The organism is Streptomyces sp. NPDC043861 (assembly GCF_056435905.1).
In genome coordinates, this window is sequence record NZ_JBWKDP010000004.1 from 291,229 (window position 1) to 317,539 (window position 26,311).

Sequence of the window (26,311 nt, forward strand, 5' to 3'; positions counted from 1 at the left end):
CGCATCGTCAGCTATTGACGACTCCGTCGCACGGTGGAACAGTCGACGCACTGAGATCTGACGGTACGTCAGAAACATAGGGACGGTGGTGGGACCCCCATGGAATTCGGGCTCTTTGTGCAGGGTTACGTCGGCAAGCGCGCCGAGACCGACCCGCTCGCCGAACACAAGGCGCTGATGGAGGAGACCGAGTACGTCATCCAGGCGGACAGGTCGGGCTTCAAGTACGCCTGGGCCTCCGAGCACCACTTCCTGGAGGAGTACTCGCACCTCTCGGCGAACGACGTGTACCTCGGCTATCTCGCCCACGCCACGGACCGGATCCATCTGGGGTCGGGCATCTTCAACCCCCTCGCCCCCGTCAACCACCCCGTGAAGGTCGCCGAGAAGGTCGCCATGCTCGACCATCTCTCCGAAGGGCGCTTCGAGTTCGGCTCCGGCCGCGGCGCTGGTTCGCACGAGATCCTCGGCTTTCTGCCGGGCATCACCGACATGAACCACACCAAGGAGATCTGGGAAGAGACCATCGCCGAGTTCCCGAAGATGTGGCTCCAGGACGAGTACAGCGGCTTCCAGGGCAAGCACTGGTCCCTGCCGCCGCGCAAGATCCTGCCCAAGCCGTACGGGAAGTCCCACCCGGCGATGTGGTACGCAGCAGGGTCGCCGTCCTCGTACGCCATGGCCGGTCGCAAGGGCCTCGGTGTGCTGGGCTTCAGCGTGCAGAAGGTCTCCGACATGGAATGGGTCGTCGAGTCGTACAAGACTGCGGTCAAGAACGCGGAGCCCGTCGGCGGCTATGTCAACGACAACGTCATGGTGACCTCCACGGCGATATGCGCGGAGACCCACGACAAGGCGGTCGAGATCGCGGTCGGCGGTGGACTCAACTACCTCCAGTCGCTCCTCTTCCGCTATCACGACACCTTCCCGCGGCCCGAGGGCATCCCCGAGTGGCCGGAGCTGCTGCCCGACTACAACAGGGAGATCATCGAACTCCTCATCGCGGAGGAGCTGATGATCTGCGGCGACCCGGACGAGGTGCTGCGCCAGTGCAAGCGCTGGGAGCAGGCCGGGGCGGACCAGCTGTCGTTCGGGCTGCCGATCGGGATCTCGTACGAGGACACGATGACCACGATCAAGCTGATCGGCGAGCACGTCATCCCGAAGATCGACACGGACCCGGTGCACCGCACGACCCGCTTCCGCGAAGCGGCCTGACGGGGTTCGTCCCCGTCCCCTCCCGCCGCTGCTCCGCTCCGGCCCGGCACCCGGGGCCGGGCGCTTCACCCCGCCCCCTGCGCCTCGACCACCGGCGGGGCTCGAGACCTCCGCCCGTCGGTGCCGGAGCCCGGCCGCCCGGGCCGCCCGGTCGGTGCACCGGGCTCCCCGGAGCGGGGCGGGGGCCTCGTGGGGGCTTGCCCCCAGGACACAGACCGCGGGCGGTGGCTTCCCGGACCGCCACCCGCATCCGGCCCGGCCGGAGGGCCACGCGGCCGCGGCCGGCCGCGACGCCCTCGGGCCGGGCCACACCTGCTCACGCATGCACCGCACCTGCTCACGCATGCACCGCACCTGTTCGCGCACGCACCGCACCGGAGAGGCACGCACCGCACCAGAAAGGGACGCAGGCATGCTCGACCACCTCATCAGGCGCGCTACCGTCGTCGACGGAACCGGCGCCCCCGCCTACACCGCCGATGTCGGACTGCGCGACGGCCGTATAGCCGTCATCGCCGAGCCCGGCACCGTCGGCGAGGGGGCCCGGACGAGCGAGGACGCGGCCGGGCTCGTCCTCGCCCCAGGCTTCGTCGACCCGCACACCCACTACGACGCCCAGCTCTTCTGGGACCCGTACGCGACCCCGTCGATGAACCACGGTGTGACCACCGTCGCCGGCGGCAACTGCGGATTCACGCTCGCCCCGCTCAACCCCGACCGTCCCGGGGACGCCGACTACACGCGCCGCATGATGTCGAAGGTGGAGGGCATGTCCCTGGTCGCCCTCGAGGAAGGCGCACCATGGACCTGGCACACCTTCGGCGAGTACCTGGACGCGCTCGAAGGCCGTATCGCCGTCAACGCGGGCTTCATGGTGGGCCACTGCGCGCTGCGCCGCCACGTCATGGGCCCGGACGCGGTCGGCGGCCGGCCGAGCCCCGGGCAACTCGATGCGATGTTGCGGCTCCTCCACGACGCCATGGACGCAGGGGCCTGGGGCCTGTCCACCACCCAGTCGTCCACCCACTCCGACGGTGACGGCAAACCCGTCGCCTCCCGGCACGCCGACCCCGCCGAGCTGCTCGCCCTGGCGCGGGCCGTCGCCGAGCACGAGGGCACCCAGCTCGAGGCCATCGTCGCGGGCTGCCTCGACCAGTTCTCCGACGACGAGATCGATCTGTTCGTCGAGATGAGCGTCGCCGCGGGCCGCCCGCTCAACTGGAACGTCCTCACCATCGACGCCGCCGTACCCGAACGCGTACCGCGGCAGCTGGTCCCGAGCGAACGCGCCCGCAAGGCAGGCGGCCGGATCGTCGCCCTCACCATGCCGATCCTCACGCCGATGAACATGTCCCTCGGCACCTTCTGCGCCCTCAACCTCATCCCCGGTTGGGGCGACATCCTCGCCCTGCCCGTCCCGGAACGCATCGCGAAGCTCCGCGACCCGGCCGTCCGGGCCGAGATGCTGCGCCGCGCGAAGTCCAGGGAAGCCGGCGTCTTCCGCCGCCTCGCCCACTTCGGCCGCTATGTCATCGGGGACACCTACTCCAGGGAGAACGAGGGCCTCAGTGGGCGTGTGGTGAACGACATCGCTGCCGAACGCGGCCAGGACGCCTTCCAGTGCCTCGTCGAGATCTGCGCCAACGACGAGCTGCGGACCGTCCTGTGGCCCATGCCCACCGACAACGACCCGGACAGCTGGGCTCTGCGGGCCGAGACCTGGCAGCACGAGGACGTCATGCTCGGCGGCTCCGACGCCGGTGCGCATCTGGACCGGATGTGCGGGGCGCCGTACACCACCCGCTTCATCGGCGACTGTCTGCGCGGGCGGAAACTGGTCCCGCTGGAAGAGGCGGTGAAGATGCTCACCGACGACCCGGCACAGCTCTTCGGCCTGCGCGAGCGCGGGCGCATCGTCGAGGGCCACCACGCGGACCTGGTCCTCTTCGACCCCGAGCGGATCGACGCCGGCCCGGCGACCCTCGTGCACGACCTGCCCGGCGACAGCCCGCGGCTGGACTCACGGGCGGTCGGCATCGTGTCCGTCCGCGTCAACGGCGTCGAGACCATCCGCGACGACCAGGTCACCGGGGCTGTCCCCGGCCGGGTGCTGCGGTCGGGCAGGGACACCAGGACGGTGAGCACCCGGTGACCGCCGCGGACCCGGCCGGACAGCGGCTGTACATGGGAGGGGAGTGGGTCGAGCCGGACGGCGGCCACTACGAGGTGATCGATCCGGCGAGCGAGGAACCCGTCGGCCTCGCCCCGGAGGCGAGCCGCGAGCAGGTGTACGAGGCTGCGGCAGCCGCCCGGGACGCCTTCGAATCCTGGTCCCGCACGGCCCCCGAGGAGCGCGCCGCGATCCTGGACCGGGCCGCGGATGTGATCCAGCGCGAGTTCGACGCGTATGCGCAGCTCGCCCGGGCCGAGACGGGCGCGACGACCGCCACCGCGCGCGGAATGCAGGTCGCGGTGGGGATCTCCCGGTTCCGGCGGTATGCGAAGGGTGCGCTGGAGCCCGTCGAGCAGGGCCTGCCGCCCCAGATCAACGAGGCGGGCCCGATGGGCAGGGCGGGGATCTTCGGCGCGCTCGCCGCCCGCCGTCCGGTCGGCGTGGTCACCTGCATCACGTCGTACAACAACCCGTGGGCGAATCCGGCGGGAAAGGTCGCGCCGGCACTCGCCATGGGCAACACGGTCGTCGTGAAGCCTGCGCCGCAGGACCCGCTCTCCGTCTACCGGATGGCCGAGGCGCTGGCCGAGGCGGGCGCGCCGCCGGGGGTGGTGAACGTCGTCTCCGGTTCCCGTGCCGGGGTGGGGGAGGCGGCCGTCGACTCGCCGGACGTCGACATGGTCAGCTTCACCGGTTCCACGGCGGTCGGGCAGCGCATCGGCGAGGTGTGCGGGCGGGCGATGAAGCGGCAGCTGATGGAGCTGGGCGGAAAGGGCGCGGCGCTGGTCTTCGAGGACGCCGACCTCGACTCGGCGGTCATGGGCATCGGCACGACCTTCGCCTTCTACAGCGGTCAGATCTGCACGGCGCCGACGCGTGTACTCGCCCACCGGGCGGTGTACGAGGACCTGATCGAGAAGCTGACGGGCTATCTCGCCTTCATGAAGGTCGGAGACCCCGCGGAGCGGGGCACGGTGGTCGGCCCGGTGATCTCCGCCGCGCATCGCGACCGGATCGAGTCGTACGTCGAACTGGGGAAGAAGGAAGGCGCCCGGCTGGTCGCGGGCGGCCGGCGCCCCGATCTCGCCCGCGGCTTCTACGTCGCCCCGACGCTCTTCGCCGACTGCACCAACGACATGCGTGTCGTGAGGGAGGAGATCTTCGGACCGGTCGTGGTCGTGGTCCCGTTCGACGACGAGGAGGAGGGCATCGCGCTCGCCAACGACAGCGACTACGGGCTGATCGACTACGTCTGGTCAGGGGATGCGGCGCGAGCCTTCCGGGTGGCGCGGCGGCTGCGCGCCGGCGGGGTCGGAGTGAACACGATCGGCCGGAACATGGAGGCGCCGTTCGGCGGGTTCAAGAAGAGCGGGGTGGGGCGGGACGTGGGCTCGTACGCCTTGCACGCGTACAGCGAGACGCAGGCGATCGTCTGGCCCGGGGGCTGACCGCCCGCGCCCGTCGGATGGCCGGGACATGACCGCACGGAAAATTTTGAAAGGGGGCAAAACGGGCACCGCTGCGGTTTTCGCAATCCGGAACGTTCAGGATGCTGCCTTTGGATGTCACGATGGATGCCGTGGCGAACCTATACATCCTTGATCATCAGTTGATTTGAGGTGGTGAATCGAAGGAGTGATCGTCGGACTTTGTGCCTCCGGATACGGGAACCGCAGCACTTAACGTCCTCTTCATGACTCAGCTGGACATGCGACCCCAGGTCGGAGACACGGTACGGGGACGCTCTGAAGGGGGCGTCCGATCCAAGGGGCTCGAAAGGAACTCCGTCGGCCTCCTGGGCAGTGCCGTCATAGGCATCTCGACGGTCGCCCCCGTGTACTGCCTGACCTCGACCCTCGGCTCGACGGCCGGCGAGGTCGGCCTGCAGATGCCCGCCGTCTTCCTGGCCGGCTTCCTGCCCATGCTGCTCGTCGCCTTCGCCTACCGCGAGCTCAACAAGGTGATGCCGGATTCCGGCACCTCCTTCACCTGGACGGTGAAGGCCTTCGGGCCGCGCGTGGGCTGGATGTGCGGCTGGGGCCTGGTGATCGCGACGATCATCGTGCTCTCCAACCTCGCGGGAGTCGCGACCTCCTACTTCTGGCTGCTGGCCGGCGAGCTGACCGGCAGCGAGTCGGTCGCCGCCCTGGACGGCAACAAGGCCGTCCACATCCTCACGTGCCTCGTCCTGATCGCCGTCGCCACCGCGATCAGCTATCGCGGAATGACCGCCACGAAGCGTGTCCAGTACGCCCTCGTCGGTCTCCAGCTCGTGGTTCTCGCGGTCTTCGTCGTGATGGCCTTCCAGAAAGCCGGCAGTGGTGTCTTCGACACCGGCGTCGACTTCTCCTGGTCCTGGATGAACCCCTTCGCCGTCCAGTCCTTCGCGGCCTTCACCGCCGGTCTCTCCCTGTCGATCTTCATGTACTGGGGCTGGGACGCCTGTCTGTCCACGAACGAGGAGACCACCGGCTCCGAGAAGACCCCCGGCCGTGCCGCGCTCGTCGCGATGGTCGTCCTGGTCGCCTCGTACCTCGCCACAGGCATCGCCGCACAGCTGGCCGTGGGCTCCGGCGACAAGGGCCTCGGCCTCGCCAATCCGGAGACCTCCGACAACGTCTTCGCCGCCCTGGCCGGACCGGTGATGGGCCCGGTGCTCGGCGTCGCCCTCTTCGTCGCCGTCCTCGCCTCGGCCGCGGCCAGCCTCCAGACGACGTTCATCCCGGTCGCCCGCACGGTGCTCGCGATGTCCACGTACGAGGCGCTGCCCGCCTCCCTCGCGAAGGTCAGCCCGCGCTTCAAGGTCCCCGGCCGCGCCACGATCATCGCGGGCGTCGCCACCGGCGCCTTCTACACCGTCATGACCCTGGTCAGCGAGCACGTCCTGGTCGACACGATCTACGCGCTCGGCCTCATGATCTGCTTCTACTACGCGCTGACCGCCTTCGCCTGCGCCTGGTACTTCAGGGCCGAACTCTTCCGCTCGGGCCGCGACTTCGCCTTCAAGGGCCTCTTCCCGGTCCTCGGCGGAGCCCTGCTCTCGGCGGTCTTCGGCAAGACGCTCCACGACATGTGGGACCCGGCCTACGGATCCGGCTCCGCGGTCCTCGGCGTCGGCTCGGTGTTCGTGATCGGCGTCGGCCTGCTGCTCCTCGGCGGCGTCATCATGCTGGTCATGCAGCGCCGCAGCCCCGCGTTCTTCCGGGGCGAGGTCCTGACGAAGGACACTCCGTCGCTGGTGGTCGCGGACTGACGCGTTCGCGCCGGTGGTCGCGGACCGCCCCGCGCCGCTGAGCACGCCCTGGGCCCGGCCCCCTTCCCGGGAGCCGGGCCCAGCACGTTCAGCGCTGCCCCGGGCCCGCCGGCAGCGCCCGCAACCAGTCGACCAGGAGCGCGTTGACCTCGTCCGCCCGTTCCTGCTGGACCCAGTGCCCGCAGCCGTCCAGGATGTGCGAGGACACCAGGCGCGGCAGGGTGGTGGGGTAGGCCTTGATGGCATCCGCCATCCACTGGGTGGGACCGTCGTACTCCCCGCCGATGAACAGTGCGGGCTGGGTGATCGGCTCCCCGTCCCACGCGGCGAGATCCTCCCAGTCCCGATCGACGTTGCGGTAGCGGTTCAGCGGCCCGCTCAGACCGGTGCGCTCGAACTCGCCCGCGTAGAAGTCGAGGTCGGCCTCGGTGAGCCAGGACGGCAGCGGGACGTCGGGGAAACCGTCCGAAAGCCTGCCGCCTTCAGCGACGAAGGGCAGCCCGCTGCCGTCGGCCGGCGGCTTCACGCCGCCCGACAGGGCCGTGTAGAAGCCCGCGATCCAGCGCCGGACGTCCGGTTCGATCTCCGCCTCCGCCCTGCCGGGCTCCTGGAAGTAGCTGATGTAGAACTCCCCTGGACCGCCGAACTGCGCGAACGCCTCGGTGGGCCGCATCCCGTTGCGCGGCGCGTAGGGAACGCTGAGAAGCCCGACGGCGGTGAAGACATCCGGCCGGAGCAGGGCGCTGTTGGCGGCGATCGGTGAGCCCCAGTCATGCCCCACGATCACCGCGGTCTGCGCGCCGAGAGCCTTCACCACGGCCACGTTGTCGGCGACATGGGCCAGCATCCGGTACGCCTCCACGTCGGTGGGCTTCGACGAGCGGCCGTAGCCGCGCACGTCGATGGCGACGGCGTGACAGCCCGCCGCGGCGATCGCCGGGAGCTGGTGGCGCCACGAGTACCACGACTCGGGGAATCCATGGACCAGCAGAACCAGGGGCCCGGCGCCCTGCTCGACCAGATGGATGCGCCCACCCGGGACATCCACCAGCCGGTGTCGCGCGGGTTCCATCGCGGTGGAGGGAGAGCTGACGGGCTGTGACATGCGTCCTCCTGAAGGGCTCATCGAACTTCTGATGGTGCACGACGGGTGACCGGCCGCCGATCACCGCCACGATCCCCCTACCGCCGTACCACGGAATTCGAACACGGTTGTGCCCGGGGCGGCGGGTTTCAGCCGGTGCGGCACCCCTCGTGTTGTCATACCGGGATCACGTCACGCGGGACGCCCCAGGAACACCGGGTTCGTGAACGCCGCCAGCGGCCCGGGCAGCAGGGGGATCACCGGTGCGTGGCGGACCTCGGCCCGTACGTACGTCGCGTAGGCCGCCGTCGTACGCCACTCCACCGTGCCCGGGCCCGACTCGGGGAGCGTCACCGTGTGCAGCACGCCCTGGTCGGTCACGATCCGGGCCGTGCGGCCGGGGGCACCGGTGACCTCCAGGCGGACCGTCACCGGATCGTCCGGGGCGACGTGCAGCCGTTCGCCGATGCCCGCGTGACGGCCGCGGCCGCCGGTCGCCTCGAACGTCAGGGTCACGGCCGACGACTCGGCGACATAGGAACGGCCCGCGCGGATGCCGTCGAGGATTGCCTCGCGGGTCAGATCCTCGGCGAGGACCACGGTCTGCGGGGTGCCGACGGCATCCGGATCGCGATGCGCGTCGCTGCTGCCCATGGCCGGGGTCCAGCGCCCGCCCGGCCCTCCCGGCTCTCCTCGTGCTCCTGAACGGGCCGGTGCGACCAGGGTGTTGTCCCAGGAGGCCAGGGACACCTCGTCGTCGGGGGTGTAGGGCCCGTTCCAGACCTCCACCGCGTCCGCCTCCCCGAAGCCGAACTTCCAGTTGCAGCCGATGCAGGTGGCGTGCGGGTGGGCGGGCACGACCAGCCCGCCGGCGCGCCGGATCTCGCGGGCGTAGTGGCCGAACGCCCCCTGGGCCCTTGCGTCCCGGGGGGACCCCCGGTTGTCCCGGGCGCGGTAGCGCCAGTCGACGAAGGTGCCCGGGTCGGTGCCGATGGCGACGACATGACCGTTGCGGGTGGTCACCTCCTCGCCGAGCAGGACCAGCAGGTCGTCGCCCGCGGCCTCGGCCCAATGACCGTGCGCCGCATGGGTGTTGTGCTCGCTGCTGTTGATGAAGTCCAGTCCGGCCGCCCGGGCGAGGGCGGCGATCTCGGCGGGAGTGCGCCTGCCGTCCGAGAACCAGGAGTGCAGATGGCAGTCCCCGCGGTACCAGGCCCGGCCACGCCCCCTGGCCCGCTCGGGCGGGTAGACCGGTGCCGGGGTCCTGGCCGGTGTGCCGTGGGTGAGGGTGACGGTGACCGTGTATGCGAGCCCCTGAGGCGCGACCGTGTACGGGCCGAGCACGACGTACCAGGTGCCCGAACGGATCCGCCCCGGGATGTAGCCGGGCGTCGCCTCGTCGCCCCGGATGAAGAACTCACTGCGTGCCCCGCCCGACCAGCCGCGGAAGCCCTTGCCGCCGAGAGCCGTGCCGCGCTCGTCGAAGATGCCGATGTCCAGGGCGTTGCCCTGGGTGCCCGGGGGGACGGGCGGCTTCTCGTACGTGTACGAGACCCGGATCTCCGAGACTCCGCGAGGGATCTCGACGGGGAGATGGACGAAGTCGGGGGAGCCGGGCGGGAGAGTGCCGCGCACGACCTTGGTGGTGCTCTCTTCGGCTGCTGCCTCGGCGAAGCTCACACTGGCCAACGTAAGCGCCGCAGCGGCTCCGGTCACGAACAGACCGCGTCTGCTGATCGGGTCTTCCTTGCACATGCCGTCGGCTCCCAAGGGGGTGGTGAGAGGGACAGGAGTGGTGCGGTGGAGTGATTTCCCAACTCTGGTACTCAGCCATGGATCGCATGGCAAGGGAAGGGGGCCGGCGGATTGCCGGAATGTGCCGGAAGGGAGCACTGGGGGCGGGCCCTCGGAACCCGGTGCCGGACGGCGCGCGGAATCGGTGCACGAGGGCCCTCGGAATCCGGTGCCGGACGGCATACCCTCGGCCCCGCCACCAGTGGCGACAGACGCCGACGGACGACGACGGACGCCACCGGTGGCGACAGACGCCGACGGATACGACGGATGACGACGGAGGGGCCGGTATGCGGATCTCGACCACGATCTTCCTGACGGACGGGACGATCACGCCCGTGCGCCTGGCGCGCGAGCTGGAGCAGCGCGGCTTCGCGGGTCTGTATCTGCCCGAACACACCCACATCCCGGTCGAGCGGACCACCCCGTACCCGGCGGGCGGTGACCTGCCGCCCGAGTACGGACGCACGCTCGACCCCTTCGTCGCGCTGGGCCAGGCGGCCGCCGTCACCTCGGACCTGGGTCTCGGCACCGGGATCACCCTCGTCGCCCAGCACGACCCGATCTCTCTCGCCAAGCAGATCGCGACCCTGGACCATCTGAGCGGGGGCCGCTTCACCCTCGGCGTCGGCTTCGGCTGGAACAAGGAGGAGGCCGGGGACCACGGGGTCGAGTGGTCCACGCGGCGTGAGCTGGGCCGTGACCGGATGCTGCTGATGCGGGCGCTGTGGGCGGACGAACCGACTGAGTACAAGGGCGACTTCGGATCGGTACGGGCGTCGTACGCGTACCCGAAGCCGGTGAGCGGCGGCGCCCCGCGCATCCTGGTGGGCGGCGCGGCCGGACCGAAGCTCTTCGCGCACATCGCGGAGTACGCGGACGGCTGGCTGCCGATCGGCGGCCGTGGCCTGACGGAATCGGTGCCGGCGCTGCGGGAGACGTGGGAGAAGGCGGGCCGCGATCCGGATGCGCTGCAGATCGTGCCGTACGCGGTCCTCCCGTCGGCGGGCAAGCTTGCGCACTACGCGGAGCTGGGCGTGGAGGAGTTGGTGCTTCAGCTGCCTCCCGCGGGAGAGGGAGAGGTGCTGAGGGTGCTGGACGAGTACGCGCAGTACCTGTGACGACACAGGAGGGGTTGGTCAACGTCCGACCGGTACCCCGTCGGCCTTCTCCGGGAGGCCGACCGGTACCCCGTCGGCCTTCTCCGGGAGCCACGTGCCGGTGAAGCGATCGCCGAGGAGCGGAGTCACGAAGGCGTCGGCGGCCTGGATGCCTCGCCCAGGTGCCGCCCCCCTGAGGCCGGCAACGTCCCTGGCCGCCCCACGGGGCCCGACGTGGCTGACCGGTGTCGGCCGTCGGACGCCGCAGGTGTGCGTAGGAGGACCGGGCGTGCGGGTCCTCCCGCGCGAGGGCTCGGAGGGCCGACCGGAGTTCCGCGCCGGGGTGGGCCGTGGTGGCCGGCCCGTCGGCGAGCAGAGTCCCGACGACGAGTTCGGGATTGAAGGCCGAGGTCATGGCCGCGCGTTCGCCGGACATGGGTGTGGGCCGGCCCTTCGACCTCGTCGAGTTCCACGTGCCGGTTCGTGCCGGTCCCGACGGGCCCGGGGGCGCCGGGCCGGCGCACCGGGGAACACGCCCGGGGCCGGCGCTCCGTGACGCGGGCGGAGCAGTGTTCAGGGTTCCCGGATTCCGGGGGCGGGCATGCCGCCGTCACTCGCAGCCGGTCCCGTCGCCGTCGCGGTCGAGGTGGCGGCCGTACCCGGGGTCGCCGAGGTGAACGGGAGCCGCGCCGGCGGCACGTGCGGCGTCGCAGTTCTCGTAGTGGGCGCTGTCGTCGCTGTCCTCGTCGGCGACGGCAGGGGCCTGCTCGGTGACGGTGGCCGTCACGGTCTCGGTGACTTCGACCTCGACTTCCTTGGTGACCGTCGGCCCCGGCGCGGCCTTGAGGGCCGCGGGGGTTGCGGTGACGGTCGCCGTCACCGTCTCTGCGGGCCGTGCGCTCGCCGCCTCGAGGGTGCTCTTGTCGTCGCCACCGGTGTCCCCGTTCGCGCCGATGCCGACTCCGCAACTGCCCGCGAGGAAGGCGGTGGCGGCGATGGTGATCCAGAACTTGGGCTTGTCGACCATGCGGGTCCGCTGCTGTGGAGGGGGCGGCGGTGTGCCGGGCGGTGTCCAGCCGGGATTGGGGTCGTACGGGTTCATGTGTCCCCCTTCGCGCGCGGCGATGTGTGAGGTGGGTCACATTAGTGCGGGGTGGCTCCCGGGGTCAGTGGTTCGCCCGAATTCGTTGATTTCTCAACCGGCAGGGTTCGCAGGGTTCGCAGAGCCGCTGGGGCCGCGAGGTCCGGAGGCGGCTGCACAGGCGTGTGGTCCCGGCGAGGTGGCGGGTTCGCTCGCCTGCACGGCTCGCATCGCGGTGCGGCCGCATCGCCACGGCCGCATCGCGGTCACGGCGACACGGCGCGCATCAACTCCCGCGCCCTCTCCTGCAGGTCCTCCCACAGGTCCTCGTCCGTGGGGCGGTGAGGCGCCGTGCCGGGTTCCGCCCACCGGACGTCGAGTCGGGCTCGCATGGCCAGGGCGAGCGTCGTGGCCACGAACCCTTCGGAGAGCGCCACCATGACGGTGTGCCTCCCCTTCCGGTGCCACGCCAGCAGGGCGTCGACGAAGGCCGCGAAGGTGGCCGGATCGATCCGGCACTCGTCGGACTCCATCGGGCCGATGCCGGACGGGATCCCCAATTCCTCCTCGTACAGCGCAACTTGCCGCTGGAACATCCGGGCCACACCGGTGGACGGGTTCCACAGTGTCTCGTCACCCATGTCGAAGAACTGGCTCATCGTGGTGCCTCCCCTTGGTCGCGCCGATCACCGTAGCCGCCCACACCCCCGCACACCCCGCACGCCGTGCCTCCTCGACGCGACAACGGAGCGGCGCTACTGGTCCACGTTCCACTCCCGTGGCAGTTGCGCATCGCAGAAGACGCACACGAAGTCCCCGTCCCGCACGATGTTCAGTTGCCCGCACCCCGTGCAGCGCCGGAACACGACCTCGTGAGTGAAGCGTTCGGGCCGTGCAAGCCCGGCCCCGTCCAGCGCACCGGCGACCGCCGCCCATGAATCCGGTGCCGGGCAGTATCCGGTGGACTGGTTGCTGACGGCGGAGACCGTCCAGCCTCCTTCCCGGCGTACGAAGGTGATCTCCCCCGCTCCCTGAACCCATCCCCGGCCCGCACAGGCGATGTGCTCACTGCGCCGGGGCGCGAGCCGCAGACGACCGCTCTCGTCGACGACATAGGTGAACGGCTCGGCGAGCTCGTCCGGTGGCTGCTCGCCGGCCCAGGCATTGAAGTCGTCGATCGACCGGATGATCCGCCCCTCGCTCCCGGGGCGCACGGCGGCCCGGATGGCGGGGTCGCCGACATACTCGTACCGCCGGGGCGCCGGCGTACCAGCCGTGGTCCACGGGGCCCGACCGGACACGTCCACGCCCCCTCCCTTCCGTTCCCCTTTCTTCCGCTTCCGCCCGGGCGCCGGGCAGCGCCATGCCGAGCCCGACTCGTCCCGCACCCCACCCGGGCCAGCCGCGCTCAATCGGCCTGCTCACACCCGGAGTTCGTCCCGGAGCCGACGGGCGACCCGTGCCATCAGGGCCTCGGCGCCGGGCTGACTGCTCGCGGGCACGCGCGACTCGGTGAGGACCGCGACGGCGAAGGTCTGCCCGTCGGCGTGCTCGACGACGCCCACCTCGTGCCGGAGGTTCAGCAGAGTGCCCGTCTTCGACGACCAGGCCGACGCATCGGAACTGAAGTCCGGGGCCAGCCGGTGCCGCAGCACATTGTCCGCCATGAGGGCACGTACGCGCTCCGCCACCTGGGGAGCTATCGCCGACGGCGTGGACCACAGGGCCTGCAGCAGATCGGCGAACGCGCGCGCCGTGCCGGTGTTGGCCCGGCTCACGTCGAGCTGCGGCAGCCTGTGTCCGCCGCCGCCCGTGCCCGCGTCGATCGCCAGGGACTGGGCCAAGTGCCCCTGCGCGGCACCCAGCCGTTCGGCGGGGGTGTCGGTCAGCTCACGGATCGTGTGCCTTACGGCGAGCCCGTGGAGGCCGAGTTCCCGGAGGATGTCCGCCACCAGGTCCGGCGGGGTGAGCCCGAACAACGCGTCGGCAGCCGTTCCATCGCTCAATGAGGTGCTGAGATAGAGCAGGTCGTCGACCGCGATACGGGCGGGATGACGGAAGCGGCTCAGCCCGGTCGGCCCGGGTGCGGTGATGCCCCCGGGCCCGACGTCGAGCATCGTCGAGCCGTCGATCTCACCCCGCCGGATGCGTTCGAGGGTGACGACTGCCAGCGGAATCTTGACGAGCGAGGCCGCGGGGAGCTCGGTGTCCGGATCGATGCCGAGCTCGTCCCCCGTGTGCAGGTCCCGCACCAGAAAGGACCCGGACAGGCCGCCGTCGTACAGCTCCCGGCGCAGCTCGTCCAGCAGTCTCGCGGTGTTCATGCGACCTCCCGGTCCTCGGCACCCGCGACCGCCGCCTGCGCCCCGAGACAGCGCGCGAAGTCATCGCCCAGGCGGGCTCGGAGACGTTCGGGGTCACCGGCCGCCGTGGCCGCGACGGCGAATCCCCGGACCAGGGCGGTCTCGCCGAGGGGACGCCAGTGCAGGCCGAGTTCCACGGCCTGCGGTGCCGAGCACAGCAACAGGTCGGGGGAGCGCAGTACTTCCGCCGCGGCGAGGGTGAGGCTCGTTGCCACGACGAGCTGCGCGGGCCGCAGGCCGACCGCGTCGCACAGCCGCCCCAGGGGGTCGCGTACATGGGGTACGTCGTCCTCGGGCTGGACCAGGATCCGGCGCGGAGGGGAGAGCTCGGCCCGCCCCGCGCGCAGCGTCTCGACGTAGACGCGCCCCGGGCCCTCGTCCCGGATACCTGCGAGGCCCAGCGGTACCGACCACACGGCCTGGTCGGGCGGTACGGCGACCAGCGCCGCGCGGACCTCCTGGGAGCGGACGAGCTCGGCTCGTTCCGCCGGCCCTGCGACCCGCGGCTCCAGCGAGACGCCGTGCTCGCGGGCGTCGGCGACGAGCCGGGCGAGACCGCCGGTCGAGCCGAGTTCCGGTACGGCGAGCCGTACCGTCCTGTGTTTGGCCGTCTCCGCCTCCCGTTCCAGGGCGTCGGCCGTGCGCACCAGCCGCCGGGCCACCGGGAGCATGTCCCGTCCGAACGGGGTGAGGGCCGCCCGCCGGGGCGTCCGCTCGAAGAGCTGCTCACCGAAGTGCTGCTCGAGGGCGGCGACCCGACGGCTCGCGACCGACTGGGACATCCGCGCGGCAGCCGCTCCCACGGTGAAGCTTCCGCGCTCACTGACGCTCACGAACGCCCGGCACGCTGCGACGACATCCATGTCCCGAGCCTATGCGGAATCGGCATGAAACCGTGCATTCGCGTCTTGGATCGCATAGGCCCCGGTGGGCGAGGGTGAACGCGTGACCAGCGCGGTCCCGGGTGGGTCCGCCAGGGACACAAGACATGCCCCCGTACGTCCGCGGGGGCCGACCCGGAGGTTCGGACCATGCCCCACATGCCCGCCCGCCGCGCCGCCTTCGGTGCGGTCGTCGCGCTCACCCTCGTCCCGCTCACGGCCTGCGGCCGGACCGCGCCTTCCGCCGGCGCCGCTTCCGTCCCCTCGCCGGGGAGGACCGCCGCTGCGGCGGCGCCGGCCTCCGTCGACACGGCGTTCAAGGGGCTCGAGCGGAAGTTCGACGCGCGGCTCGGCGTGTATGCCGTCAACACCGGCACGGGGCGCGAGATCGCGTACCGGGCGGACGAGCGGTTCGCGTACGCCTCCACGTCCAAGGCCCTTGCCGCCGGTGCCGTGCTCCGGAAGTACGGCAGCGGAGGGCTCGACAAGGTGATCACGTACGGGAAGGGCGACCTGGTCGACCACTCACCGGTGACCGAGAAGCACGCCGGCACCGGCATGACGCTGCGACAGCTCTGCGACGCCGCCCTCCGCCACAGCGACAACACCGCAGCCAACCTGCTGTTCGACGCGCTGGGCGGGCCGGGGAAGCTCGACGCGATGCTCGAGGACCTCGGCGACGACGTCACACGGATGAACCGCCATGAGACGGAACTGAACGAGGCGACCCCGGGCGACCCGCGCGACACCAGCACGCCGCGCGCGCTCGCCGGCGACCTGCGTGCGTTCGTCCTCGGTGACGTGCTCGGCGAGGACGAACGCACGCTCCTGACCCGGTGGATGCGGACCAACACGACCGGCTCGACGCTGGTACGGGCCGGGGTTCCGAAGGACTGGACCGTCGCCGACAAGAGCGGAGGCGGCCACTACGGCACGCGCAACGACATCGCCGTGGTGTGGCCCCGTCGCGGTGCCGAGCCCATCGTCATGGCGGTCCTGTCGAGCCGCGATCGCCAGGATGCCCGGTGGAACGACGCGTTGATCGCCGAGGCGGCAACGGTGGTCGCGGACCAGGTGTCGTGACGTGACGTGGCGAAGGTGTCGCGATGTGGCGAAGGTGTCGTGACGTGGCGAAGGTGTTGTGACGGGCGGTTCCCGTGTGGCGGCTCGGGCGGGCGAAGCATGTGATTCCGCACGTCCGCAACGGTGCGCGGGCCGCCCGTCGCCCCCGCCGGCGAGTACCGGCAAATACAGGACATACGGGCAGCCGTTGGGGCCTTTCCTGCTTCCCGCGCTCCGGAGTCGAGGCCGAGAACCCTCGGGACATTATTCGGAATGTTTAATTCCTGACATCCCGGCGGACGGAAAATGTCTTGGACGAGTGACACGTGGTTGTGTCATCATTCAATTGCCGCGGTTCGGGGGACACCTAGGCGGCGAACGGGGGAGACACAATCTTCTGCACCTGAGCGCGTCACCCATGCGCGGTCATCACACCCACGGGCTCTCGCCTTTCGGCATGCCGTTGCTACGCGCGTGCATGCCCTCATACCACCGTGTTGGGAACTCAGTGATAGCGGAAGAAGTTTACGATCTGGTGCTGGACGACTTATTCATCCGGGCGGACGATCTGGTGCCCGGAAGCACTGTCTTTCTCAAACTCGAAGGCCTCAATCCAGCAGGCTCGGTCAAGCTCAAGACGGCCATCGCGCTGGTGGCCCAGGCGGAAGAATCGGGACTGCCGTTCCCGGGCACCCGTCTCATCGAATCAACCTCGGGAAACCTCGGCGCAGCCCTCGCCATGGTCTGCGCGGCGAAGGGCTACCGCCTGACCTGCGTCACGGATCCCAATGCCAACGCCCAGTCGGTACGCATGATGGAGGCGCTGGGCGCAGAGGTCGTGGTGATCGACGTCCGTGACGGCAACGGCGGTTACCTGCAATCCCGCATCGACTACATCCGTGACCGCATCGCGCGCGAACCCGGCACGTACTGGTTGAACCAGTATGCGAACCCGGCCGGTCCACGGGTGCACCGGGAGCGTACGGGCCGCTCCGTCCTCGACGAGATCGGACACGTCGACTACGTGTTCATAGGGGCCGGTACGACCGGAACGCTGATGGGCTGCGCGGAATTCTTCAGACAACACAGCCCGACCACCCGGATCATCGCCGTCGACTCCGCGGGATCCGTTTCCTTCGGGGGGCCGCCGGGGCGTCGCCACATTCCAGGTCTGGGCACCAGTAGGCGCCCGGAAATCCTTGACGAGCGCAAGATCGACGAGGTCGTCGTCATTGCCGAGGCGGACGCTGTGACGATGTGCCGAATACTCGCTCAAGAACGCGGACTTCTCCTCGGTGGATCCAGTGGAACAGTACTTTCCGCGGTCCAGGAAAAGGCCAAGGAAATCCCCTGTGGAAGCGTTGTTGTGGCCATCTCCCCGGACTTCGGGGATCGCTATCTGGAAACCATCTACAACGACGCCTGGGTCACTGCCCGATGGCCAGAACTCATTGACCGAGACGGTTCAGAAACATCTCAGGTACCGGCCTGAGGAGAGGTGTGCCCATGTTCGACTTTGATGTGGTCGCGGGCGAGACCGTTCGCGACGTGCTGAGCGGCAAGCGGACCGAAGTCCTCGACATCGTGAGCGAGGCGTACCGCAGCCACGCGGCCGGCGAGAGCGTCAACCCCGACAGCTACTTCCTGCGGTTCCCCGAGAAACCCGACTCCCGGATCATCGCGCTGCCCGCGTACCTCGGTGCCGAGGTCCAGCTCGCGGGTATCAAGTGGATCGCCAGCTTCCCCAGGAACACCGAGGCCGGAAAGCCCCGCGCCTCGGCCGTGCTCATCCTCAACGACTACGAGAGCGGCTATCCGGTCGCATGCCTGGAGGCGGCCAACATCAGTGCCGCCCGCACGGCCGCGTCCGCCGCCCTCGCAGCGACCACGCTGCGTCCCACGGGCTTCGCGGGCACGCGCATCGCGGTGGTCGGCGGCGGCGTCATCGCACGCAACATCTGCGACTACCTCGAGGCCGCCGGCTGCGCCCCGGAGGCTTACCTCGTGCACGATCTGCACGAGGAGTCCGGCGAGGCCCTCGTCGGTCATCTGCGGGCCGCCCACGGTCGCACGGCGTCCTTCACGCCCGATCTGGGCACGGCACTGGAGGCAGAGACCGTCGTCTTCGCCACGACTGCTCTCGAGCCCTACGTCACCACGCCCTTCAAACCAGGTCAGCTTGTGCTGAACATCTCCCTGCGTGACCTCGCTCCCGAGGTGTTGCTCGAGGCGGACAACATCCTCGATGACGTCGACCACTGTCTGAAGGCCAACACCTCGCCCCACCTGGCCGAGCAGTTGACCGGCTCGCGCGACTTCGTGACCGGTACTCTCGCCGGCGTCCTCAATGGCGAGGTGTCCCTGGCCGCGGACCGGCCCGTGATCTTCTCACCGTTCGGCCTCGGGGTCCTCGATCTGGCGGTCGGAGCGTACGTACTGGAGAAGGCACGCGCCGCCGGTTCGGCCATTGCGATCCCCAACTTCTTCGGGGAGACGAGCCGATGGTGACGACCCAGAACACGAGGATCACGGAATCGGCCCCCGGGAGCACCGGGAGGCATCCCGTCATCGCCGTCGTGGGAGCCGGGTCACGAGGGCTCGGCATCGTGGAGCGCCTCGTCAGCCACTGCCTTGCGGCCCCCTTACCCGTCACCGTGCATCTTGTGGATCCCCAGCCACTCGGCCCAGGCTTCCACCGGGCCGACCAGCCCGACTACCTTCTGCTGAACACGGTGTGCGGGCAGATCACCGCGTTCGTGGACCAGAAGATGGTGGAAGGCCCCACCCAGGTGCAGGGCCCCAATCTCCACGAGTGGTGCCGGGAACGGGATCTGCGGCTGGGTCCTGACGGGTACACCGTGCGGGCGGGGGACGGGCGGGAGATCCGGCCGAACGACTTCCTGCCCCGGCGGCTGCTCAGCGAATACCTCGCCTGGGCCGCCGAGCGCGTCGCCGCCGCGGCCCCCGCCTGCTTCGCCCTGATCCGGCACACCACGACGGCCACCGACGTCCGGCCGATTCCTGGCGGCGGGGAGAGTGTTCTCCTGGCCGACGGCACCCACGTGGAAGCGGACGCCGTCTTCGTCACCGTCGGGCACCAGTCGCTCTACCTGCCCGCCGAACCGGCCGACGAACCAAGGATGATCACCCGCCCGTATCCCTTGCCCGAGGCCCTCGAAGGCATCGCTTCCGGCGACGACGTCGCAGTCCTGGGCACGGGGCTCACCGCCATGGACGTCATCGCCAGTCTGACGCTGGGGCGCGGAGGCCGCCACGAACCGACGCCCAACGGTGCTCTGCGTTACGTACCGAGCGGCCAGGAACCACGCATCGTCCTGGCCGGCCGCTCCGGGATGCCGTCTTGCAGCCGTCCGCGGCTGAACCCCGGCCGGGTCCGCTTTCCACCCCTTGTGCTGACGCCGGACCGCATCCGTGTGCTGCGCCAGGAACGCGAGGGCGGCCGCCTCCACTTCTTGCAAGACGTCATGCCGTTGGTCGAGGCGGAGATGGAACTCGCCTACTACCGTGCCGTCCTGGCAGTCCGGACCGGCGATGCAGAGGGCGCGGGCGCGGAGTTCGCCCTCCGGGTGCACGCGTTGGGCTGGAACCGGACGCTGGCGGCGGCACACGACGAGTACGGGCCCTACCCCCTGAGCGGAGTGCTGACCGAACAGCTCACCGACCGGCAGTGGGGTGACGGGGGCGAGTACACCGCATGGTTCACGGCCCGGATCGAGGAGGATCTGGCGCAGGCCCGGCAGGGGCTCGGCGTCAGCCCGGTCAAGGAAGCCCTGGAGGTGCTGCGCGACCATCGCGACGCACTTCGGGCGGTGATCGACGACCCCGGTGTCGACGAGGCATCCCTGGATCACTTCTTCGGGGAGTTCACCGCCACGGTCAACCGCCTGGTGATCGGCCCGCAGCTGGACAGGTCGATGGAACTGCTGTCCCTGCTGGCCGCCGGAGTGCTCCGGCTGGCTCCCGGCCCGCGTCCCAAGGTCATCGCCCCGTCAGGGCAGGGTCGCTGGCGCCTGGAGTCCACCTGTCTGGCCCGGGCGGAGAGCGTCGAGGTCGACTCCGTCGTGCACGCGTACCTCACCGAGCCCAGCGCGGACCGGCTGCCCGGCTCACTGCTCGGCCGACTCGTCGCAGCGGGCCGTGCCTCCACGCTCGCAGGGCAGGGCAGGCGGACTCCCGGGCTACGGGTCACCCGCGAGGGACGGGGCATCGGCCCCGCCGGTGACGTCCAGCACTCGTTGTACTTCCTCGGCCCGCACACCGAGGGGTCCAGCTACTACAACCACTACGTGCCGTCGCCCGGCGCACCTTCCCGCGCGCTGCAGGACGCTGAACTGGCCCTCCGTACAGCCCTGTCCGCCCTGACCTCGAGGACATCATGAGCAATCGCAAGACCTACACTCCCTGGACCCGGGAGTACCGTGCCGAGACCCGAGCCGCGCAGGGTGACGGCTGGCGCTGCCCCACGACCGGAGCGGTACCGCCGCCGGTGAGCCTCGGCGCGACGTTCGCCCGAGACGACCAGTACCGCACTCCGGCAGGACTCGCCTATCTCCGTGACCAGGGCACACCGGGCTACGAGCAGGTCGAGGACGTCGTGGCCGGGCTGGAGGGCGGTTCCGAGGCACTGGTCTTCTCCTCCGGCATGGCCGCCGCCACCGCGGTCTTCCAGGCCCTCCCCGCCGGCTCCCGCGTGGTGGTGCCGCAGACGATGTACTTCGGGCTCACCAAGTGGCTGCTCGAATTCGGCCGGGATCGCGGCCTCGAGGTCGTACGCGTTCCCATGGACGACCTGGACGCCGTGGCGGAGGCGGTGAACGCCGCACCCACCACTCTGCTCTGGGCCGAGTCACCGGCCAACCCCACCTGGCTGGTGACCGACCTGGCGGCCTGCGCCGACATCGCGCACCGTGCCGGCGCCCTCTTCGGTGTGGACAACACCGTCCCCACCCCGGTCCACACCCGGCCGTTCGACCTCGGCGCCGACCTGATCATGCACTCCGGCACGAAGTACCTCAACGGACACAACGACGTGGTCGCGGGGCTCCTCGTGGCCGCGCCGGAGCGCACCGACGAGCGCGAGGCCCTCTGGGAGCGGCTGCGCCTGCACCGCCGCCTCACCGGTCCCGTCCTCGGTCCCTGGGAGGCCTATCTGCTGCTGCGCGGCATACGGACGCTCTACCCGCGCATGCGCCAGATCTCGGCCGCCGCCATGTCGCTCGCCGAGCACTTCTCCGACCATCCGCTGGTGAGCCGGGTCGCGTACCCCGGCCTGCCGGCGGATCCAGGACACGAGGTCGCCTCCCGGCAGATGACCGGCGGCTACAGCGGAATGCTCTCGCTGCACATCGCCGGGGACTGGCAGCGCTCCCTGCGCGCGGCCGAGTACTGCGAACTGTTCATTCGCGCCACATCCTTGGGTGGGGTGGAAAGCCTGATCGAGCACCGGTACACATTCGAGGGACCGGACAGCACTTCACCCAAGGACATGCTCCGGCTGTCCATCGGCCTCGAGGACCCGGCCGACCTTGTGGCCGATCTGGAGCAGGCATTGGAGCGGGCCGCGAAGGAAACAGCGTGAGCTCTGACAACAGCAAGACCAGCAACATCAGCACGACCGCCGGCATCGGCAACACGACGGACGGCGACGCCGGCGGGCCGGCCGGCCCGCCGGCCGTCGAGCCCGCCGCTGCTCCGCCGCACACAGTGGCCCAACCAGCGGGCCGGCCAGGGCTGTTGCGTGACATCTCGCTGTCCGCTGTGCTCGCAGGCTTCGTGGCCGTCGTGGTGTCGTACTCGGGCCCCCTGGTCATCGTGCTCGCAGCTGCATCCGCCGGTCACCTCGACAAGGCGCAGACCGGTTCCTGGGTCTGGGCGATCTCGATCGGAAGCGGCCTGACCTGTATCGCACTCAGTCTGCGTACGAGGATGCCGGTCATCACCGCATGGTCGACGCCCGGTGCCGCCCTGCTCGTCACCAGCCTGGGGGCGTACTCGTACGCGGAGGCCGTCGGAGCGTTCGTCGTCACCGGCGTGGTGATCGCCCTCGTCGGTCTGACCGGCGTGTTCGGACGGCTGATGCGGCAGGTTCCCACCGCGGTGGTCTCCGCCATGCTCGCCGGCATCCTCTTCTCCTTCGGCACCGGCGTCTTCGCCTCGCTGAAGACCGCACCGTGGATCGCCGGGGCGGTACTGCTGGCCTATCTGCTCGGCAAGCGTTGGCTGCCCCGGTACGCGGTTCTCATCGCGCTCGTGGCGGGGGTGGCGTGCAGTGCCGCCACGTCGCGTCTGGACATCCGGCTGGACACCATCGAGCTCGCCCGTCCGGTTTTCACCGTCCCCGAGTTCTCGGTCGCCTCGCTCATCGGTATTGCCGTGCCGATGATCCTGGCGACCCTGGCTTCGCAGAACGCGCCGGGCATGGCGGTGCTCACCGCCTCCGGGTACCAGCCGAAGGACCGGCTGCTGATCGGTTCGACCGGGGTGCTGTCCACGGCGCTCGCCCCCTTCGGCTCGCACGCCATCAACCTTGCAGCCATCACTGCCGCGATCTGCACCGGCCCGGAATCCCACCGCGACCCCCGGCGCCGCTACGTCGCCGGAGTCGCGTGTGGGGCGTTCTACCTCCTGATCGGGGCCTTCGGCACCACCCTGGTGGTCTTCTTCGCAGGCCTGCCCAAGGAACTGGTCGCCGCCATCGCAGGGGTCGCCCTCTTCGGCGCGCTGGCCGGGGGCCTGACCGGAGCAGTTTCCGACGAGAAGGACAGGGAGGCCGCCCTGATCACCTTCCTGACCACTGCCTCGGGAGTCACCCTCTTCGGGGTGGGATCGGCCTTCTGGGGACTGGTGTTCGGCGTCGCGGCTCACCTCGTGCTGACCCGTCGGCGTCGCGACGCCCCCACAGCCGGCAGCTGATCCCGCACCGGCACGGGTGCGCCACGTGCATCGGCCGAGCACGCCCACCGGTCGGGTGCCGGTCCGTGCGGCCCACGGACCGGCACCCGATCCGAGGTGCCCTCGCCGCCTCGGGCGGGATGGCGGCCGGACGGCCGCTACGAGACCGACCTCACCGCTCCTGCCCCGGAAGTCCGATCCCGGCCCGGCCCGCGTGCAGTTCGGTGCGGACCAGCTGCCGCGTCAGCCTTGCGGAGCGGTGCCTCCCAGGAGGAGATCTGGGAGGCGCAGGCCCATGTGGCGGGCCGGGTCCGGCTCGGGGTCCATGTCCTCGACGGCACCGGCGGCCTCCCCGACGAGGACCGCACCGACCGCCACGCCTACGCGCGGCGCATCCGCGACGAACTCCACGCCCTCGTGGAGGACTCGGCCCCCTGACAACCGGCGAAGGGCCCGCCCTCGACCGCCCTCGACCGCGGTGGATGCGATGGTGGCGAGGACGTACCCCATGGCGTTCCCCGGTCGATCGGGCAGGGCGCGCCGTCATGGCAGCATTTTCGGACACAGCCGATGTCATGGTGCAAAATAGGCCATTCCTTGCCCAGTTGCGCCGTGCGGGCCGCCCGTGAGCGGTCGCTCGTATGCTCGGCCCATGACGGTTCACCAGCCAGGACGGCAGTCGGAACGGCAGCCCGGACGTCCCACCGAGAACGCGATGCGCCGCGCCCTCAAGCGAGCACGTGACGGCGTCGCTCTCGACGTCGCCGAGGCGGCCGTGCTCCTGCAGGCGCGGGGCACGGACCTGGACGACCTCTGTGCGTCCGCCGCCCGCGTGCGGGACGCCGGGCTGGAGGCGGCGGGCAGGGCCGGGGTCATCACCTACTCCAAGAGCGTGTTCATCCCGCTCACCCGGCTCTGCCGGGACAAATGCCACTACTGCACCTTCGCCACCGTGCCCGGAAAGCTTCGCCGTGCAGGGTACGGGGCGTTCATGTCGCCCGACGAGGTTCTGGACATCGCGCGGCGCGGGGCCGAACTGGGCTGCAAGGAAGCGCTGATCACACTCGGCGACAAGCCGGAGGACCGCTGGCCCGAGGCGCGGGAGTGGCTCGACGCGCACGGGTACGACGACACCATCGCCTATGTGCGGGCCATGGCCATCCGCATCCTGGAGGAGACCGGGCTGCTGCCCCACCTCAACCCCGGGGTCATGACCTGGACAGACTTCCAGCGGCTGAAGCCGGTCGCGCCGTCGATGGGCATGATGCTGGAGACCACGGCCGAGCGGCTGTGGAGCGAGCCCGGGGGGCCGCACCACGGGTCCCCGGACAAGGAGCCCGCTGTGCGGCTGCGCGTACTGGAGGACGCGGGCCGCAGCTCGGTGCCGTTCACCAGCGGGCTGCTGATCGGGATCGGGGAGACGTACGAGGAGCGGGCGGACTCGCTGTTCGCGCTGCGTCGCATCTCCCGGGCCTACCACGGAATCCAGGAGCTCATCATCCAGAACTTCCGCGCCAAGCCGGACACGGCGATGCGCGGTATGCCGGACGCCGAGCTGGACGACCTGGTCGCCACGGTCGCCGTCGCGCGGCACATCATGGGCCCGTCGGGTTGTCTGCAGGCACCGCCGAACCTCGTGGACGGCGAGTACGGGCGGCTCATCGGCGCCGGGATCGACGACTGGGGCGGCGTGTCGCCGCTCACACCGGACCACGTCAATCCGGAGCGGCCGTGGCCGCAGATCGACGCGCTCGCCGAGCACTCGGCCACCGCCGGATTCCGGCTGCGCGAACGGCTCGCGGTGTACCCGGAGTTCGTGCAGCGCGGAGAGCCCTGGCTGGACCCGCGGCTGCTGCCGCACGTACGTGCCCTGGCGGATCCGGAGACGGGGCTGGCCGACGAGAGCGCCCGGCCCGCGGGTCTGCCCTGGCAGGAGCCCGACGAGGGCTTCGCGGCGAGTGGGCGCACGGACCTGCACCGCACCATCGACACGACCGGCCGCACAGGCGACCGCCGGAACGACTTCGACGAGGTGTACGGAGACTGGGAGGCACTGCGGGAGGCCGCGGCGCCCGGCATGGTGCCGTCCCGTATCGACACCGACGTGCGCGCCGCCCTCGCCACGGCCGCCGACGACCCGACGAGGCTCACCGACGACGAGGCGCTCGCGCTCCTGCACGCCGACGGTCCCGCGCTGGACGCGCTGTGCGGGATCGCCGACGACGTGCGCCGCGATGTCGTCGGCGACGACGTGACGTACATCGTCACCCGCAACATCAACTTCACCAATGTCTGCTACACCGGCTGCCGTTTCTGCGCCTTCGCCCAGCGACGCACCGACGCCGACGCCTACACCCTCTCGCTGGAGCAGGTCGCCGACCGGGCGCAACAGGCGTGGGACGTCGGCGCCGTCGAGGTCTGCATGCAGGGCGGCATCCACCCGGATCTGCCCGGCACGGCGTACTTCGACATCGCGCGCGCGGTCAAGGAGCGCGTCCCCGGCATGCATGTGCACGCCTTCTCCCCGATGGAGGTCGTCAACGGTGCCACCCGGACGGGAATGTCGATCCGCGAGTGGCTGTCGGCCGCGAAGGAGGCCGGGCTCGACTCCATCCCGGGCACGGCCGCCGAGATCCTGGACGACGAGGTGCGCTGGGTGCTGACGAAGGGCAAGCTGCCCACGGCCACCTGGATCGAGGTCGTCAGCACCGCCCATGAGCTGGGCATCCGGTCGTCCTCGACGATGATGTACGGCCACGTCGACCAGCCCCGCCACTGGCTCGGCCACTTCCGCACCCTGGCACGGATCCAGCAGGAGACGGGCGGCTTCACGGAGTTCGTGACCTTGCCCTTCATCCACACCAACGCGCCCGTCTATCTCGCGGGAATCGCCCGGCCGGGGCCGACGGCCCGGGACAACCGTGCGGTGACGGCGATGGCCCGGCTGCTGCTCCACCCGCACATCCCCAACATCCAGACCAGCTGGGTCAAGCTCGGTGCGGAGGGAGCCGCGGCGATGCTCCGGTCGGGCGCCAACGACCTGGGCGGCACCCTGATGGAGGAGACCATCTCCCGTATGGCGGGGTCGAGTTACGGCTCGTACCGCTCGGTGAAGGACCTGGTCGCGATCGCGGAGGCGGCGGGGCGGCCGGCGAAGCCGCGTACGACCCTGTACGGCGAGGTCCCCAAGGAACGGGTCGCTGCGGCGGCCGCGTCGGACGGGCACCTGCCGGAGCTGCTGCCGGTGCTGACGGACTGATCCGGACTGACCGGGCTGATCCGGACTGATCCGGGCTGATCCGGGCCGACCGTCCGGGCCCTCGGGGCTGTGCGGGCACGTCCGGACCGCGTCCCGACGGCCCGGACGGGCGCGCCGCTGGGTACGGCGCC

The 26,311-nt window shown here is 70.5% G+C and carries 20 protein-coding genes; 13 read left to right on the forward strand and 7 right to left on the reverse strand.

Going from position 1 to position 26,311, the window contains the following annotated elements:
* Window positions 1-99 precede the first annotated feature (99 nt).
* The 4 genes from AC068D_RS12190 (at window position 100) to AC068D_RS12205 (ending at window position 6,644) form a co-directional block, all read left to right on the forward strand.
* Window positions 100-1,218, forward strand: a complete 1,119-nt coding sequence (locus tag AC068D_RS12190; RefSeq protein WP_478822890.1) for an LLM class flavin-dependent oxidoreductase — start codon at window positions 100-102, stop codon at window positions 1,216-1,218.
* 412 nt (window positions 1,219-1,630) lie between these two features.
* On the forward strand, window positions 1,631-3,370 hold the full coding sequence (locus AC068D_RS12195) for an N-acyl-D-amino-acid deacylase family protein (RefSeq protein WP_478822891.1): 1,740 nt from the start codon (window positions 1,631-1,633) through the stop codon (window positions 3,368-3,370).
* 32 nt (window positions 3,371-3,402) lie between these two features.
* The gene (locus AC068D_RS12200; protein WP_478823129.1) at window positions 3,403-4,839 is read left to right on the forward strand and encodes an aldehyde dehydrogenase family protein; all 1,437 of its coding nucleotides are present in this window, start codon (window positions 3,403-3,405) and stop codon (window positions 4,837-4,839) included.
* 245 nt (window positions 4,840-5,084) lie between these two features.
* Window positions 5,085-6,644, forward strand: a complete 1,560-nt coding sequence (locus AC068D_RS12205; RefSeq protein WP_478822892.1) for an APC family permease — start codon at window positions 5,085-5,087, stop codon at window positions 6,642-6,644.
* Window positions 6,645-6,732: 88 nt separating this feature from the next.
* Here the strand turns inward: AC068D_RS12205 and AC068D_RS12210 are convergent, their stop codons facing one another.
* Both AC068D_RS12210 and AC068D_RS12215 read right to left on the reverse strand, forming a co-directional pair.
* Entirely contained in the window at window positions 6,733-7,749 is a 1,017-nt protein-coding gene (locus AC068D_RS12210; RefSeq protein WP_478822893.1) for an alpha/beta fold hydrolase, read from the reverse strand.
* 171 nt (window positions 7,750-7,920) lie between these two features.
* Window positions 7,921-9,483 (reverse strand): CehA/McbA family metallohydrolase, encoded by a 1,563-nt coding sequence (locus AC068D_RS12215; RefSeq protein WP_478822894.1) that lies wholly within the window; start codon window positions 9,481-9,483, stop codon window positions 7,921-7,923.
* A 329-nt stretch (window positions 9,484-9,812) separates the two neighbouring features.
* Here AC068D_RS12215 and AC068D_RS12220 point away from each other — a divergent pair, with 329 nt between their 5' ends.
* Window positions 9,813-10,643, forward strand: a complete 831-nt coding sequence (locus AC068D_RS12220; protein ID WP_478822895.1) for an LLM class F420-dependent oxidoreductase — start codon at window positions 9,813-9,815, stop codon at window positions 10,641-10,643.
* Between the two features lie 589 nt (window positions 10,644-11,232).
* Here the strand turns inward: AC068D_RS12220 and AC068D_RS12225 are convergent.
* The 5 genes from AC068D_RS12225 to AC068D_RS12245 all read right to left on the reverse strand — a co-directional run bounded on the left by AC068D_RS12225 (window position 11,233) and on the right by AC068D_RS12245 (window position 14,929).
* Window positions 11,233-11,724 carry an excalibur calcium-binding domain-containing protein gene (locus AC068D_RS12225; protein WP_478822896.1) on the reverse strand — a complete coding sequence of 164 codons (492 nt, stop codon included), beginning with the start codon at window positions 11,722-11,724 and terminating at the stop codon, window positions 11,233-11,235.
* Window positions 11,725-11,969: 245 nt separating this feature from the next.
* Window positions 11,970-12,362, reverse strand: a complete 393-nt coding sequence (locus AC068D_RS12230) for a DUF6086 family protein (protein WP_478822897.1) — start codon at window positions 12,360-12,362, stop codon at window positions 11,970-11,972.
* A gap of 96 nt (window positions 12,363-12,458) precedes the next feature.
* Window positions 12,459-13,010: a hypothetical protein gene (locus tag AC068D_RS12235; protein WP_478822898.1), complete on the reverse strand. Its 552-nt coding sequence runs from the start codon at window positions 13,008-13,010 to the stop codon at window positions 12,459-12,461.
* Window positions 13,011-13,124: 114 nt separating this feature from the next.
* The gene (locus AC068D_RS12240; protein ID WP_478822899.1) at window positions 13,125-14,027 is read right to left on the reverse strand and encodes a serine hydrolase; all 903 of its coding nucleotides are present in this window, start codon (window positions 14,025-14,027) and stop codon (window positions 13,125-13,127) included.
* Window positions 14,024-14,929: a LysR family transcriptional regulator gene (locus AC068D_RS12245; protein WP_478822900.1), complete on the reverse strand. Its 906-nt coding sequence runs from the start codon at window positions 14,927-14,929 to the stop codon at window positions 14,024-14,026. Before AC068D_RS12245 ends, AC068D_RS12240 begins: the two co-directional genes overlap by 4 nt.
* Before the next feature lie 177 nt (window positions 14,930-15,106).
* Here AC068D_RS12245 and bla point away from each other — a divergent pair, with 177 nt between their 5' ends.
* The 8 genes from bla to AC068D_RS12285 all read left to right on the forward strand — a co-directional run bounded on the left by bla (window position 15,107) and on the right by AC068D_RS12285 (window position 26,180).
* Window positions 15,107-16,030, forward strand: coding sequence for a class A beta-lactamase (gene bla / locus AC068D_RS12250; RefSeq protein WP_478823130.1), 924 nt, complete (start codon window positions 15,107-15,109; stop codon window positions 16,028-16,030).
* 487 nt (window positions 16,031-16,517) lie between these two features.
* Window positions 16,518-17,501: a 2,3-diaminopropionate biosynthesis protein SbnA gene (gene sbnA, locus AC068D_RS12255; RefSeq protein WP_478822901.1), complete on the forward strand. Its 984-nt coding sequence runs from the start codon at window positions 16,518-16,520 to the stop codon at window positions 17,499-17,501.
* Between the two features lie 14 nt (window positions 17,502-17,515).
* On the forward strand, window positions 17,516-18,517 hold the full coding sequence (sbnB, locus tag AC068D_RS12260) for a 2,3-diaminopropionate biosynthesis protein SbnB (RefSeq protein WP_478822902.1): 1,002 nt from the start codon (window positions 17,516-17,518) through the stop codon (window positions 18,515-18,517).
* Window positions 18,511-20,409, forward strand: coding sequence for an FAD/NAD(P)-binding protein (locus AC068D_RS12265; protein ID WP_478822903.1), 1,899 nt, complete (start codon window positions 18,511-18,513; stop codon window positions 20,407-20,409). Before sbnB ends, AC068D_RS12265 begins: the two co-directional genes overlap by 7 nt.
* Window positions 20,406-21,608 carry a trans-sulfuration enzyme family protein gene (locus AC068D_RS12270; RefSeq protein WP_478822904.1) on the forward strand — a complete coding sequence of 401 codons (1,203 nt, stop codon included), beginning with the start codon at window positions 20,406-20,408 and terminating at the stop codon, window positions 21,606-21,608. The genes AC068D_RS12265 and AC068D_RS12270 overlap by 4 nt, the downstream gene beginning before the upstream one ends.
* A gap of 125 nt (window positions 21,609-21,733) precedes the next feature.
* On the forward strand, window positions 21,734-22,942 hold the full coding sequence (locus AC068D_RS12275; RefSeq protein ID WP_478823131.1) for a benzoate/H(+) symporter BenE family transporter: 1,209 nt from the start codon (window positions 21,734-21,736) through the stop codon (window positions 22,940-22,942).
* A 228-nt stretch (window positions 22,943-23,170) separates the two neighbouring features.
* Window positions 23,171-23,359 (forward strand): hypothetical protein, encoded by a 189-nt coding sequence (locus AC068D_RS12280; protein ID WP_478822905.1) that lies wholly within the window; start codon window positions 23,171-23,173, stop codon window positions 23,357-23,359.
* Window positions 23,360-23,573: 214 nt separating this feature from the next.
* Window positions 23,574-26,180: a bifunctional FO biosynthesis protein CofGH gene (locus AC068D_RS12285; protein WP_478822906.1), complete on the forward strand. Its 2,607-nt coding sequence runs from the start codon at window positions 23,574-23,576 to the stop codon at window positions 26,178-26,180.
* Window positions 26,181-26,311 lie beyond the last annotated feature (131 nt).